This is a genomic window from Actinocorallia sp. A-T 12471, assembly GCF_033875155.1.
Lineage (GTDB): Bacteria > Actinomycetota > Actinomycetes > Streptosporangiales > Streptosporangiaceae > Actinocorallia.
In genome coordinates, this window is record NZ_JAWZTE010000010.1 from 96,872 (window position 1) to 111,268 (window position 14,397).

The following is a 14,397-nucleotide window of genomic DNA, read 5'->3' on the forward strand; positions in this document are numbered from 1 at the left end:
CCCGGTGCCCGACACGCCCGGACCGTCCCCTCCCCGGCTCAGCCCGCCACGCGTTCAGAAAGCCCGGCCTTGGCCGCGCGTTCAGGAAGGCCGACCCTCTGGAAGGCCAACCCTCAGGAAGGCGTGGGTTCAGGAAGGGCCGGGTTCAGGAAGCCCGGCCTTCAGGAAGGCCGGGTTCAGGAAGGCCGGCGGTTAGGACAGCAGCCCGAGGATCGCGGGGCCGAGCGTGGTGACGTCGCCCGCGCCCGCGGTGATGACGACGTCGCCCGGCCTGGCGAGGGCGACGACCTCGGCGGCCGCCGAAGCGAAGTCCGGAAGGTAGTGCACCTCGGGCCCGGCCGGGACGGCGTCGGAGATGAGCCGTCCGGTGACGCCAGGCTCGGGGTCCTCACGCGCGCCGTACACGTCGAGGACGACCGCGACGTCGCTCGCGCCGAGCGCCGCGCCGAACTCGGCAGCGAAGAAGCGGGTGCGGCTGTACAGGTGCGGCTGGAAGACGGTGACGATCCTGCCCCTGCCGGTCTCGCGCACGTAGTCGCGGGTGGCCGACAGGTCGGCGGTCAGCTCGGTCGGGTGGTGGGCGTAGCTGTCGAAGACCTGGACGCCGCCCGCCTCGCCCTTCAGCTCAAGCCTGCGCCGCGCTCCCCCGAACGCCGCGAGGCCCTTCACGACGGCGGCGAGGTCGGCCCCGAGCGCCGTCGCGACCCCGATGACGGCCGCGGCGTTGAGCGCGTTGTGCCGGCCGGGGACGCCCAGCGCCACCTCGCCGACGCCGGAGACCTGGAAGGTCGAGCCGAGGCCGCGCGGGGTGAAGCCGGTGATGCGGAGGTCGGCGTCTTCGGCCTCGCCGTAGGTGAGCACCTTGGGCGCGCCCGCAGCCAACTCCCGGACGACGGGGTCGTCGATCCCGGCGACCAGGACGCCTCCGGGCTCGATCCGCTCAACGAACCGCGCGAAGTTGGCTTTCACCTCTTCGAAGCCGCCGTAGTTGTCGAGGTGGTCGGCCTCGACGTTGGTGATCACCGCGACGCGTGGGGTGTACATGAGGAAGGAGCCGTCGCTTTCGTCGGCCTCGGCGGCGAACACGTCGCCGCTGCCCTCGTCGGCCCCCAGGCCCGTGGTGACCAGCTGGCCGCCGATGCAGTACGACGGGTCGAGCCCGGCGGCCTGGAGCGCGACGGTGAGCATCGAGGTGGTCGTCGTCTTGCCGTGCGTCCCGGCGACGGCCACGGCACGCCGCCCGGCCATCAGCGACGCCAGCGCCGCCGCCCGGTGCAGGACGCGCACCCCGCGCTCGCGCGCCGCGACGAGCTCGGGGTTGGCCTCCCGGATCGCGGTGGACACCACGACGGTGTCGGCGTCGCCGAGGTGCGCCGCGTCATGCCCGACGTGGACGCGCGCGCCGAGGTCGCCGAGCTCCCGCAGGATCTCCGAGTCCCTGGCGTCGCTGCCGGAGACCGCCATGCCGCGCGCCAGCATGATCCTTGCGATGCCGGACATGCCGGCGCCGCCGATCGCGATGAAGTGGACGCGGCCCAGCCGATCGGCGGGCACGACGTCGACGGGGCTGACCAGGCTCAACGGTTTTCCACCTTCTGCGCGGCTGTGCGCGGCTGTCGTGCTGTGCTGCTGTGTGACTTGTCTTCTGTGCTGCCCGTGCGCGCCTACCTTCCGGCGCGGACCACCTCGAAGACCATACGCGCGAGGGTGGCGTCGGCGTCACGGCGGCCCATGGACGCCGCGGCCTCCGACATCTGCACGACGAGGTCGGCGTTCTTCAGGATCGGCAGCACGTGGTCCACGATCCACTGCGGGGTGAGCGCGTTGTCGTCGACCATGATCCCGCCGCCCGCGTTGACGATGGGCGCGGCGTTCAGCGACTGCTCGCCGTTGCCGATGGGCAGCGGCACATAGGCGGCGGGCAGGCCGACGGCCGACAGCTCCGCGCAGGTCATCGCGCCCGACCGGCACATGGCCAGGTCGGCGGCGGCGTAGGCGAGGTCCATCCGGTCGCAGTAGGGGATGGTGACGTACTGCGGCTCGCCGGGACGGCCGGGCTCGGCCTCCTCGGTGTTCTTCTTGCCGACGATGTGCAGCACCTGCACACCCGCCGCGCGGAACGCGGGCGCGGCGGCGACGGCGGCGCGGTTGAGCGAGCGCGCGCCCTGGGAGCCGCCGAAGACCAGCAGCGTGGGCAGGTCGGAGTCGAGGCCGAAGTAGCTGCGCGCCTTGTCGCCGATCGCCAGCCGGTCGAGCTCGGCGATCTGGCGGCGGATCGGGATGCCGACGAACTGGGCGTTCGGCAGCGGGGTGTCGGGGTGGGAGACCGCGACGTGGTCGGTGAAGCGCGCGCCGAGCTTGTTGGCGATGCCGGGCTTGGGGTTGGCCTCGTGCACCACGATCGGGACGTGCCTGCGCCGGGCGGCGAGGTAGGCGGGGCTCGCGACGTACCCGCCGAAGCCGACGAGGACGTCCGCGCCGGTGCGGTCGAGCACCCCGGCGGCGGCGTTGATCGCGCTGTTCAGACGGCCCGGAACGGCCAGCAGCTTGGGGGTGAGGGTGCGCGGGAGCGGCACGGGCGGGATCAGCGCGAGCTCATACCCGCGCTGCGGCACCAGCGTGGTCTCCAGGCCGCGCTCGGTGCCCAGGCAGGTCACCCTGGTCGACGGGTCGATCCGCCGCAGCGCGTCTGCGAGGGCGAGCGCAGGCTCGATGTGACCGGCGGTGCCGCCACCGGCGAGAACAACCCTCATGACGCGACGACCTTTCTGCGGGGAGATCCGTGTCTCGGTGGAGATCCTTGGATCTCGGACGGGGGGTTCATCTGGACCGGCCCAGACCCAGCCAGCTTAGAGCGCGGGCGGCCGGTCCGGGGCCACGTGCGGCCAGAGCCTGCCGGGCTCCCGGTTCCCGTTTGGCGAAGGACAGCAGGACGCCGAGTCCGATCAGGGTCGGAATCAGGGCGGACCCCCCATAGGAGACCAGCGGCAGCGGGATTCCGGTAATGGGTAGGACGTTGATGACCGCCCCGATGTTCACGATCGCCTGGACCACGACCCACGCGGTGATGCCGGTGGCGGCCAGCCGCATGAACTGGTCGCGCACCCGCCGCGCGACCCGCAGTCCCGCGTAGGCGAGCAGCCCGAACAGCCCGAGGACGATGAGGGTCCCGACGAGCCCGAGCTCCTCGCCGAGGACGGCGAAGATGAAGTCGGTGTCGCCGTGCGGCAGGTACTCCCACTTGGCCCTGCCCTCGCCAAGGCCCGTGCCGAAGACACCTCCCGAGCCGAGGACGTACAGGCCCTGGTTGCTCTGGTAGTTGATGCCCAGGGGGTCGCCGGTCGGGTCGAGGAACCCCGTCAGGCGCTGCATCCGGTAGGGCTCGACCACGATCAGGATGCTGGTGAGCAGCACGACGAGGCCGGAGATCCCGACGAACAGACGGGCGGGCGCACCGATCACCCACAGCAGCGCGAGGAAGATCGTGAAGACGACGAGGGTCGTGCCGAGGTCGTTGCCGAGCATCACCAGCAGCACGAGGATGCCCGCGCCGGGCATCAGCGGGATCAGCAGCTGCCGCCAGTCGTTCAGCATCCGCAGCTTCTCCTTGCGCGCCAGGAGGTCCGCGCCCCACAGCACGAGGCCGAGCTTGGCGGGCTCGGACGGCTGGAGCTGGAACCCCGCGCCGAAGCTGAGCCAGCGGGTCGCGCCGTTGGCGCTCTGGCCGAGTCCCGGCACGAGCACGAGCGCGAGCGCCAGGACCGACAGCAGCAGGATCGGGTAGGCGGCGACCCGGAAGAAGCGCGGCGGCAGCATCGCGGTCAGCGCCATCAGGGGGAGGCCGATCGCCACCCAGGTGGCCTGCTTCTGCAGCAGCGTGAAGGCCGAGCCCGTCGACTTCAGCTGGGTCACCGACGACGCCGACAGCACCATCGTCAGGCCGAGCGCGAGCAGCAGCAGGGTGCAGCCGATCACCAGGTAGTACGAGGTGAGCGGCCGGTCGAGCAGGCCGAGCGCGTGCGCGACGTGGGCGCGGGGCCCCCGGCGGGCCCCGGTCTCCGGCTCCTGGCCGGCCACGGCGGTCACGCTTCCCGGCTCAGGCCGTTCCGGGCCGCCGCGAGCCGGTGCGCGGCCGCGGCGAACGCGTCGCCGCGCGCCCCGTAGTTGGCGAACATGTCCATCGACGCCCCGGCCGGGGCGAGCAGCACGGTGTCGCCGGGACGGGCGAGCCGGGCGGCTTCGGTCACCACGAGATCCATCGCACAAGTGTCGGTCGCGGATACGTCCAGGACCGGGACATCCGGGGCGTGTCGCGCGAGCGCGTCGGCGATCTGGGCGCGGTCGGCGCCCAGCAGGACCGCCCCGCGCAGCCGCGGCGCGGCCTGGCGGACGAGGTCGTCGACGTCCGCGCCCTTCAGCAGTCCGCCCGCGATCCACACGATGTGCTCGTAGGCGGCGAGCGAGGCGGCGGCCGCGTGCGGGTTGGTGGCCTTGGAATCGTCCACGTAGGCGACGCCGTCGATCTCGGTGACGTGCGCGATGCGGTGCGGGTCGGGCCGGAAGGCGCGCAGGCCCTCCCTGACGGCCTCGCACGACGCGCCGACCGTTCTGGCAAGGGCGGCGGCCGCTAGCGCGTTCGCGACGTTGTGCGGGGCGAAGGGGGCCACGTCGGCGAGCGAGGCGAGCTCCTCGGCCGAGCGGACCGGGTCCTCGGTGGTGGCGCGGTCGACCAGCAGGTCCTCCACGACGCCGAACTCGCCGGGCGCGGGCGTGCCGAGGGTGAACCGCTGGGCGTCCGGCCCGGCCAGCGCGACGGTGACGGGGTCGTCGGCGTTGCAGACCCGCACGGTGTTCGGGCCGTAGATCTTGGCCTTGGCCGCGCCGTAGGCGTCGAGCGAGCCGTGCCAGTCGAGGTGGTCGGGGGCGAGGTTGAGGATCACCGCCGCGCGCGGGTCGAGCGTCGAGGACCAGTGCAGCTGGTAGCTGGACAGCTCGACGGCAAGGACGTCGTGCCCGGCCGTCACCGCCTCCACGATCGGCTCGCCGACGTTGCCGACGGCGACCGCGTCCAGGCCCGCCGCGCGCAGGATCGAGGTGAGCATGCGCACCGCGGTGGTCTTGCCGTTGGTGCCGGTGATCGCCAGCCAGGGGGCCGCGCCCGTCTCGGGACGCAGCCGCCACGCCAGCTCCACCTCGCCGATCACCTCGACCCCCGCGGCCGCCGCGGCGGCCAGCAGGGGCGAGGTCGGCTTCCAGCCCGGCGAGGTGACGACGAGATCGACGCCGTCGGGGAGGCTGTCGCCGTCGCCAAGGCGCAGCCGGACGCCGACCGAGGTGAGCTCGGCGGCCCCGTCGATCTCGGTGCGGGCGTCGACGCCGGTGACGACCGCGCCGCGCCCGGCCAGCGCGCGCGCCGCGGCCCGCCCGGAGACCCCGAGCCCGGCGACGACGACGCGCACGTCCTTGAAGCCCATCACTTGCCGTCCATCTACTTCGGCACCCACTCCAGGTAGAACAGTCCGACGCCGGCGGCCACGCACAGCCCGCAGATCAGCCAGAACCTGACGACGATCGTCGTCTCGGCCCAGCCCGACATCTCGAAGTGGTGCTGGAGGGGGGCCATCTTGAACAGCCGCTTGTTCTGCCCGAGCAGCCTGCCGCTCAGCTTGAACCAGCCTACCTGCAGGATCACCGACATCGTGATCAGCACGATCAGGCCGCCGAGGATGGCGAGCAGGATCTGGGTGCGGGTGGTGATCGCCAGGCCGACCAGGACGCCGCCGAGGGCGAGCGAGCCGGTGTCGCCCATGAAGATCTTCGCGGGGGGCGCGTTCCACCACAGGAAGCCGAAGCACGCGCCGAGCACCGCGGCGGCGACGACGGCGAGGTCGAGCGGGTCGCGGACCCAGTAGCAGTGCGGCTCGAGGCCCTGCACGATGCAGCTCTGCCGGAACTGCCAGTTCCCGATGATCACGTAGGCGGCGAGGATCAGGCCGACGGTGCCCGAGGCGAGGCCGTCGAGCCCGTCGGTGAGGTTCACGCCGTTGGACACGCCCTGGATGAGGATCAGCGCCCACAGCACGAACAGGTACGGGCCGATGTTCGGGCCGAAGTCGCGCAGGAACGACAGGTAGCTGTCGGCGGGGGTGATCTGCATCTCGTTGGGGAACTGCAGGCATCCGACGGCGAAGATCACGCCGACGATGACGATGCCCGTCGCCTTCGCCCGGCTCCGCAGGCCGAGGCTGCGCTGCTTGAAGACCTTGATGTAGTCGTCGATGAAGCCGACGACGCCGAGGCCGGTCATGAGGAACAGCACAAGGCCCGCCGAGATCGTCGGCTGGGTCCACGTGATCAGGTGCGCGGCCGCGTAACCGAGCAGCGACCCGACGACGATCACGGTGCCGCCCATCGTGGGGGTGCCGCGCTTGCTGAGGTGCGTGGCCACACCGTCTTCGCGGATCATCTGGCCGTAGCCGAGCCGCACCACAAGGCGAATCCACAGGGGGGTGCCGAGCAGGCCGATGAAGAGGGCGATCCCGCTCGCCAGGATTACGTTGTTCACGCCGAAGCCTCCGGGGGGGCGTCCGCGAGCAGTGCCTGGGCCACCCGTTCCAGGCCCGCGACCCGGGAGCCCTTGACGAGCACCACGTCGCGCGGCCCCAGCCGTTCGCCCAGCACGGCCACGGCCGTACCGACGTCATCCACCTGTACGCACTCTCCGTTCCATGTCCCGATCCGCTTCGCCCCCTCCAGGAGGGGCGCCGCGTCCGGGCCCACCGCGATCAGACCGGCCACTCCGGTCCGGGCGGCATGTTGTCCGATCTTCTCGTGTTCCGCAACGGACGCGGCACCCAGCTCGGCCATGTGGCCGAGTACGGCGTACGTCCGCCGCCCCTCCGCCATGCGGGCGAGCGCGTCGAGGGCCGCGCGCACCGACTCGGGGTTGGCGTTGTAGGCGTCGTTGACCACGGTCAGGCCGTCGGCCCTGCGGGTGACCTCCATCCGCCAGCGGCTCACCGGCACCGCGCGCGACAGCGCCTCCGCGACGAGCGTCACATCGAGCCCCGCCGCCCGTGCGGCCGCCGCGGCGGCGAGCGCGTTGGAGACGGCGTGCGCGCCGTGCAGGCGCAGCGTGACGGGCGCTGAGCCTTCGGGGGTGACGAGGGTGAACGACGCCCTGCCCTCGGCGTCGTAGGTCTCGTCCTCGGCGCGCACGTCGGCGGTCGCGGCCCTTCCATAGGCGACGACCCGGGCCACCGTCCGCTCCGCCATCGCCGCCACCAGGGGGTCGTCGGCGTTCAGCACGGCGGTTCCTGCGGCGTCGAGCGCCTCGACCAGTTCGCCCTTGGCCCTGGCGACGGCCTCGCGGCCGCCGAACTCGCCGAGGTGCGCGGTGCCGACGTTGAGCACGACGCCGACCGACGGCCTGGCGATCTCGGCGAGGTACCGGATGTGGCCGACGCCGCGCGCGGCCTTCTCCAGCACCAGGTAGCGGGTCTCGGCGTCGGCGCGCAGGACCGTCAGGGGGTGGCCGATCTCGTTGTTCAGCGACCCGGCCGGGGCGACAGTCGGCCCGGCGGCGGCGAACACCTGGGCCATGAGGTCCTTGGTTGAGGTCTTGCCGGACGAGCCGGTGACGCCGACGACCGTCAGCTCGGGCAGTTCGGCGAGGACCCCGCGCGCTAGCGCGCCGAGCGCCGCGACGACGTCGGGGACCACGACCGTCGGGATGCCGGGCAGGGCCCGCGCGCCCAGCACCGCCGCCGCGCCGCGTTCGACGGCGGCGGACGCGAAGTCGTGGCCGTCGACGCGCTCGCCGGGCAGCGCCACGAACAGCGCGCCGGGCTCGGCGAGCCGCGAGTCGATCACGACGGGTCCGGTGACCTCGGCGGGCCCCCCGTGGGCCGCTCCCCCGGTCAGTTCCGCGATCCGCGCAAGGGACAGTCCGATCACTGCCGCCCCCTGATCGCCTTGGCGAGGACCTCTCGGTCGTCGAACGGGATGACGCGCCCGGCGGCGTACTGGCCGCGCTCGTGGCCCTTGCCCGCGACGACCAGGACGTCGCCGCGCCCCGCGCGGGCGACCGCCAGCTCGATCGCCGCCGCCCGGTCGGGCTCCACGACGAGGTGGCCGCGCTCGTCGGCGGGGACCTTCAGCGCGCCCTCGACCATTGCGGCGAGGATCGCCAGGGAGTCCTCCGAGCGCGGGTTGTCGTCGGTGAAGACGGCGAGGTCGGCGAGGCGTACGGCGGCCTCGCCCATGAGCGGCCGCTTGCCCTTGTCGCGGTCGCCGCCGCAGCCGAGCACGATGATCAGCTTCTCTGCGGTGACCGGCCGCAGCGTCGTCAGCACCGCCTCGACCGCGCCAGGCTTGTGCGCGTAGTCGACCAGCGCCGCGAACTCCTGGCCCTCGTCCACCTGCTCCATTCGGCCGGGCACGCCCGGCATGTGCGCCACGCCCGCCACCGCGCGCTGGAGCGGCAGCCCCGCCTCCACGAGGGTGACGATCGCGCCTAGCGCGTTGGCGACGTTGAACGGGCCCGCGAGGTCGATGCGCGCGTCGGCCTCGATGCCCAGCGGACCGACGATGCGGAAGACGCTGCCGTCGGCCCCCATCCTGACCTCCTCGGCCCGCCAGTCGGCCGCGTGGTCGCCGCCCGGGGAGAACGTGGTGATCGGCACGCCCGCGCGGGCGACGAGCTCCCTGCCCCACGGGTCGTCCACGTTGACGACCCCGACCCGGCTGCGCGCGGGGGTGAACAGCGCGGCCTTGGCGTTGAAGTAGTCGCGCATGGTCGGGTGGTAGTCGAGGTGGTCCTGGGAAAGGTTCGTGAACAGCGCGACGTCGAAGACCGCGCCGCCGACCCTGCCCTGGTCGAGCGCGTGGCTGGAGACCTCCATCGCCACCGCGCCGATGCCGCGCTCGCGCGCGGTCGCCAGGATCGCGTGCAGGTCGGTGGCCTCGGGGGTGGTCAGCGACGACGGCATCCGCTCCCCGGCCATCCGGGTCTCGACCGTGCCGATGACCCCGGCGGGCAGGCCCGAGCCCTCCATGCCCGCCTCGAGGATGTAGGCGGTGGTGGTCTTGCCGCTGGTGCCGGTCACGCCGACCAGCAGCAGGCCGTCGGCGGGGTCGCCGTAGACGTAGGCGGCGGCGTCGCCGAGCACCGGGCGGACCGCGCGGACGACGAGGACGGGCAGGCCCGTCGCCTCGGCGTCGGCGGCGCCCTCGGCGTCGGTGAGGATCGCCGCGGCCCCGGCGTCGGCCGCCTGCGCGGCGAACCGGGCCCCGTGGAAGCGCGCTCCGGGGAGCGCGGCGTACAGGTCGCCCGGCTGGACCTGGCGGGAGTCGTGCGTGATCCCGGAGACCTCGCCGTCGCCCCGCCACTGCACCCCCAGCCGCTCGGCGAGGCCGGTCAGCGGCCGCGCCGGATTGCTCGAAGGACGCATCTGGTAACTCTCTCGTGCGGACATTGCTCTGTGGGACGCCGGAGGCGACCTCCCGGTTGGCGGTCAGTCGGCGAACATCTTCAACGTCGGCGCGACAGTTCCGGTGGGCGGCACCTTGCGGGACTTCAGGGCGAAGGACATCACTTTCTGGAAGACCGGGGCCGCCACCACGCCACCGTAGTACTCCGGCTTGGGATCTTGCAGCACGACCTGGACGATGAGCTGTGGATCATCGGCCGGAGCCATGCCCGCGAACGAGGCGGTGTACCCCTCGTAGCCGCCCGCCTTCTCCACGTAGCGCTCGGCGGTTCCGGTCTTGCCCGCGACACGGTATCCGGGGATCTGGGCGGACGCGGCGGTGCCGTCGCGGCCGACCGCGCCCTCCAACATGCTGACGAGTTGGCGCGCGGTCTCCTCGCGGATGACGCGGCGGCTCTGCGGCGCGGGGGCCGCGGTGAACGCGCCCTCCTCGTCGAGGCTGCCCGCGACGAGCGTGGGGGTGACGCGGACGCCGCCGTTGGCGATCGTCGCGTAGACGCTCGCCATCTGCAGCGCGTTGACCGACACCGTCTGGCCGAAGGAGATCGGGTAGCGGTCGGTGCCGCTCCAGGTCTTGGGCGGGTTCAGCAGGCCCGCGGTCTCCCCGGGCAGGCCGACGCCGGTCTGGCTGCCGAAGCCGAACGCCGTCAGGTAGTTGTACAGCTTGTCGTCCGGAAGGTTCTCCGACGCAAGGATCGTCCCGACGTTGCTGGACTTGGCGAGAATCCCGGCGAACGTGATGTTCTTGTACGGCGGATGGCTGTGGGAGTCCTTGAACTTCTTGGTGTACTTCCAGATGTGGTCCGGCACCGTGAACGGCGTCTCGGGGGTGACCAGGCCCTCCTCGAGCAGCGCGGCGGCGGTGATGATCTTGCCGGTGCTGCCCGGCTCGAACGCCTCCTGCACGACACGGTTCTGCAACGCGCTCCCCGACGCCTTGGCGTAGTCGTTCGGGTCGAACGTCGGCGCGGACGCCATCGCCAGGATCTTGCCGTCCGGCGTCATGACGATCACCGTGCCGGACTCGGCCTTGTGCTTCTTGACGGCCTCGGCGAGCGCCTCCTGGGCCTGCCACTGGATGTCCTGGTCGAGGTGCAGCCGCAGGCCCTGACCGGGGACCGGGTCCTTGGTCTGGCCCTCGCCCATCGGGATGTGCTGGCCCTCGCCCGCGCTGATCTCCACCCGCTGCCAGCCGTCCACGCCCTTCAGCAGCTTGTTCTGCGCGTACTCCAGGCCCGCGCCGCCGTCGCCGTCCTGGTTGACGAAGCCGATGACGTTCGCGGCGACGGCGTCGGCCGGGTAGGACCTGCGCGACTCGGGCACCACCCCGATGCCGCGGTAGCCGAGCGACAGCACGAGCCGCCCCTTCTCCGGGGTGACCGCGTGCGCCAGCGGCACATAGCGGGTCTTGGGGGTGCTGATCGCCTCGAGGACCTGCTGGACGTCGAGGCCCAGCATCGAAGACAGCCGCGCGGCGATCTCGGTGCGCTTGGCCGGGTCGATCATCGACGGGTCGGCGAACACGCCGCGCGCCTCCTGGGTGAGCGCCAGCGGCGCGCCCGAGGCGTCGGTGATGATGCCGCGCACGGCGGGCAGCTCGATCAGCCGCAGCCGCTGCTTGATCGCGGCGGCCTCGTACTTCTCCGAGTCGATGCCCTGGAGCTGCACGAGCCGTCCGGCGAACAGCGAAAGCACGAAGGCGATGATGAGCAGGCCCGCGTTCAGCCGCTTCATCGGGTCCTTCAGCCGCATCGTCTGACGGCGGCGCGGCGGCGGACGGCGCGGCGGGCGCGGACGCGGCGGCTGCGGACGGGTCTCCCCCGCACGCGCCTCCCCGGCCCGGCCCTCGGTGGCGCGCCCCTCGGCGGCCGCGCGGCGCGTGCCCGTGCCGCGCGGGGCGTCGGGACCCGGCAGGGTGCCCGCGCCTCCGGGCCGTCTGCGGGGCGCGGGCGGGCGCGGGCGACGCCCCGGCGGGACGGCCCCGCCGGGGGTGCGCGGCCGGTCCGTCACCGCTCCCCCGGTGCCGCGGGGTCGGTCTGCACGCCGGGCTCGGGCCCGGTGTAGCCGGGGATGCCGTCGCCGGGCACGATCGCGCCCGGCACGCCGATGACCCCGGCCGCGGCGGCGGCAGCGGCGGCCGCCGACGGGACCTGCCGCTTCTTGCCGCCGGTGACCGTGCCGTCGACCGGGTCGACGAACGCGAGCTTCTCCGGCTGGACCATTCCCTCGTTCTCGGCCTTCAGCGCCAGCCTGTCGGGGGCCTCCTCGCGGGCGATGTCCTCCACGAGCTGCTGCTTCTCCTGTAGAAGCTGCCGCTCGCTCTTCTGCAACGCGCTCAGCGTGAACGAGTCGCGGGCGAGGACGGTGTTCAGGACGAGCAGACACACCAGCGCCCCGCCCATCAGGCAGAGCAGCAGCAGCACGAACGGGGCCCTCGGGCGTCCGTCACGCGCGGGCTCCTTGGGTTTGGCGGGCTGTGCCTTGGCGGGCTGTGCCTTCGCGGGCTTGGGCGCGTCGGGCTGCCTGCGGCCTGGCAGCTCGCGCGTCGGCGTCTCCCGCGCGGGCGCGCGGCGGCGCGGCGCGACGCGTCCGGGCGCGGGGTCGACAACCGTCCCGGCCTCGGTCTGCGACCCGGTCTTGACCCCGGCCTTCGCCGACGCCCTGGACGCCGCCTTCGCCGTCGTCTTGGGCTCCGCCTTGGACGCGGCCTTGGCGGCGGCTCTGCCCCTCGGCTTGCGGGCGGGCTTGGCGGGGGCCTCCACGACGTCGGCGGAGGCCGCGGCCTTGCGCGTCCTGCGGGACGGCTTGACCTCCTTCACTGCCTCCTTCGCCGCCTCCTTCGCGGCGGCCCCGCCGCGCGCCGGGGCGTCCACGGGATCGGACGCCGCCGCCTCGCGGGCGGGCTTGGCCCCGCGACGGCCGCGCGGACCACCGCGCTCGATCGTCGTCATGCGTCCTCCCGGATCCGCTCGGCGGCGCGGAAGCGGACCGAGGCGGCCCGCGGGTTCCCGGCGATCTCCGCCTCGGTGGCCTGCTCTCCGCCCCTGGTCAGCAGGCGGAACTTCGGTTCCATCCCGGGCAGCGGCACGGGCAGCCCGGGCGGGGTGTGGTCGGTGGTGCGGTCGGCGAGCACCCGCTTGGTGATCTTGTCCTCGAGCGAGTGGTAGGACAGCACGGCGATCCTGCCGCCGAGCGACAGCGCGTCGAGCGCGGCCGGAAGCGCGCGCTCCCACACCGCGAGCTCGCTGTTGACCTCGATCCGCAGCGCCTGGAAGGTGCGCTTCGCCGGGTTGCCCCCGGTACGCCGGGCCGCCGCGGGAATCGCGTTGCGCACCAGCTCGGTGAGCCGGGTGCTGCCGCTGAACGGCTCCCTGGCGCGTTCCCGCACGACCGCCGAGACGATCCGCTGGGCGAAGCGCTCCTCGCCGTACTCGCGCAGGATGCGCACGAGATCGCCGGGCGGGTAGGTGTTCAGCACCTCCGCCGCGGTCATCCCGCGCGTCTGGTCCATCCGCATGTCGAGCGGCGCGTCATAGGAGTAGGCGAACCCGCGCTCCGGCTCGTCGAGCTGCGGCGACGACACCCCCAGGTCGAACAGGACGGCCTGGATCGTCGGCTTGCCGAGGCGCGCCAAGACCGAAGGCAGTTCGTCGTAGACGGCGTGGACCAGCGTCACGCGGTCGCCGAACGGGGCGAGCCGCTTGCCCGCCCGCTCCAGCGCGACGGTGTCGCGGTCGAGGCCGAGGAGCCGCAGGGAGGGGAATGCGGTGAGCATCGCCTCGGCGTGCCCGCCCATGCCGAGCGTCCCGTCGACGTAAAGCGAGCCCGGCGCCCCCACGGCGGGCTCCAGCGTCCGCAGGACGCGATCGAGCAGTACCGGAACGTGTCCGGGATCGTTCATGGTGTTACTCCCCCACGGCAGCCGACCGCTCGCGGTCGATCGGACATGCGCCCGGGGCGGGGGTCGTTCGCCCGGCCAGGTCCCCAACCGCTTGCCCTGAGGAAGGGCCACCTGGCGCCGGGGAAGCTGCGCCAGCTGGCGGGGAGAGCGGGTGGAGACCTGGCCGGACGGAGATGACCCGTCCCGGGTCGAGCTAGAAGACGCCCGGCAGCACCTCCTCCGACAGATCGGAGAAGGACTCCTCTTCGGCCGCGAGATAGGACTCCCACGCGGGGGCGTCCCAGATCTCCAGCCGGGTGTTCGCGCCGATCACGACGCAGTCGCGGCCGAGGCCGGCGTAGGTGCGCAGCGCCTGCGGGACGACGATCCTGCCGCTCTTGTCGGGGACCTCGTCGGAGGCGCTGGCGAAGAAGACCCTGCTGTAGGCGCGCACCGCCTTGGCGGTGGTCGGGGCCGTCGACAGGGCTTGGGTGATCCGTTCGAACTCCGCCACGGGGAAGACGTAAAGGCAGCGTTCCTGGCCTTTTGTGATCACCAGTCCCCCTGACAGCTCCTCGCGGTATTTGGCCGGCAGGAACAGCCGCCCCTTGTCGTCGAGGCGCAGCGGATGGGTGCCGAGGAACAAGGCCCCACCCCCTGGCGCCGTATGCCCTACAGCTCGGGAAGGCCGCGGGCTCCGTGGAGCCGTACGGCCGGGAATGCATGGGACCCTTGCCCCACAGCGCCCCACTGTACTCCACTCCTCCCCACCGTCAACTAGGAAAACTGGCGTTTCGCACCCGTGCGCCGCCCGAAACTCCCTGCTCAGGACGGGTGGGGGAAAGTGGGGGCGGTTGCCATCGCGGCGGCGCGGCGCGGGCCGGGCGAAGCGCCCCCCTGCGGGGTCTTCCTCCGTCGGTGCGACGCGGGGGCGGCGGAGGCCGTACTGTCGGTAACACCGGCAAAAAGCGGATAATGCTGCGACCGGCCCATGGGCGTCAGAAGCCCCTACATTGGGCCGTGGGG

General features: G+C 72.9%; 11 protein-coding genes. All 11 read right to left on the minus strand.

Annotation, left to right across the window (positions count from 1 at the left end):
- Nucleotides 1-192: 192 nt before the first annotated feature.
- Nucleotides 193-1,581, minus strand: a complete 1,389-nt coding sequence (gene murC / locus R9X44_RS25070) for a UDP-N-acetylmuramate--L-alanine ligase (RefSeq protein ID WP_319816720.1) — start codon at nt 1,579-1,581, stop codon at nt 193-195.
- Between the two features lie 83 nt (nt 1,582-1,664).
- Nucleotides 1,665-2,753, minus strand: a complete 1,089-nt coding sequence (gene murG, locus R9X44_RS25075; RefSeq protein ID WP_319816721.1) for an undecaprenyldiphospho-muramoylpentapeptide beta-N-acetylglucosaminyltransferase — start codon at nt 2,751-2,753, stop codon at nt 1,665-1,667.
- Between the two features lie 67 nt (nt 2,754-2,820).
- Nucleotides 2,821-4,086, minus strand: a complete 1,266-nt coding sequence (gene ftsW, locus R9X44_RS25080; protein ID WP_413774983.1) for a putative lipid II flippase FtsW — start codon at nt 4,084-4,086, stop codon at nt 2,821-2,823.
- Complete coding sequence (gene murD, locus R9X44_RS25085; protein WP_319816722.1) at nt 4,083-5,474, minus strand: UDP-N-acetylmuramoyl-L-alanine--D-glutamate ligase; 1,392 nt, start codon at nt 5,472-5,474, stop codon at nt 4,083-4,085. The genes ftsW and murD overlap by 4 nt, the downstream gene beginning before the upstream one ends.
- A 14-nt stretch (nt 5,475-5,488) precedes the next feature.
- Nucleotides 5,489-6,565, minus strand: a complete 1,077-nt coding sequence (gene mraY, locus R9X44_RS25090) for a phospho-N-acetylmuramoyl-pentapeptide-transferase (protein ID WP_319816723.1) — start codon at nt 6,563-6,565, stop codon at nt 5,489-5,491.
- Nucleotides 6,562-7,956, minus strand: coding sequence for a UDP-N-acetylmuramoyl-tripeptide--D-alanyl-D-alanine ligase (locus tag R9X44_RS25095; protein ID WP_319816724.1), 1,395 nt, complete (start codon nt 7,954-7,956; stop codon nt 6,562-6,564). The genes mraY and R9X44_RS25095 overlap by 4 nt, the downstream gene beginning before the upstream one ends.
- Nucleotides 7,953-9,452, minus strand: coding sequence for a UDP-N-acetylmuramoyl-L-alanyl-D-glutamate--2,6-diaminopimelate ligase (locus R9X44_RS25100; protein ID WP_319816725.1), 1,500 nt, complete (start codon nt 9,450-9,452; stop codon nt 7,953-7,955). The genes R9X44_RS25095 and R9X44_RS25100 overlap by 4 nt, the downstream gene beginning before the upstream one ends.
- A 63-nt stretch (nt 9,453-9,515) precedes the next feature.
- A complete protein-coding gene (locus R9X44_RS25105; RefSeq protein WP_319816726.1) occupies nt 9,516-11,501 on the minus strand; it encodes a penicillin-binding protein 2 in 1,986 nt (661 codons plus the stop codon).
- Complete coding sequence (locus R9X44_RS25110; RefSeq protein ID WP_319816727.1) at nt 11,498-12,442, minus strand: hypothetical protein; 945 nt, start codon at nt 12,440-12,442, stop codon at nt 11,498-11,500. The genes R9X44_RS25105 and R9X44_RS25110 overlap by 4 nt, the downstream gene beginning before the upstream one ends.
- Entirely contained in the window at nt 12,439-13,392 is a 954-nt protein-coding gene (gene rsmH, locus R9X44_RS25115) for a 16S rRNA (cytosine(1402)-N(4))-methyltransferase RsmH (protein ID WP_319816728.1), read from the minus strand. The genes R9X44_RS25110 and rsmH overlap by 4 nt, the downstream gene beginning before the upstream one ends.
- 193 nt (nt 13,393-13,585) lie before the next feature.
- Complete coding sequence (mraZ, locus tag R9X44_RS25120) at nt 13,586-14,017, minus strand: division/cell wall cluster transcriptional repressor MraZ (RefSeq protein ID WP_319816729.1); 432 nt, start codon at nt 14,015-14,017, stop codon at nt 13,586-13,588.
- Nucleotides 14,018-14,397 lie beyond the last annotated feature (380 nt).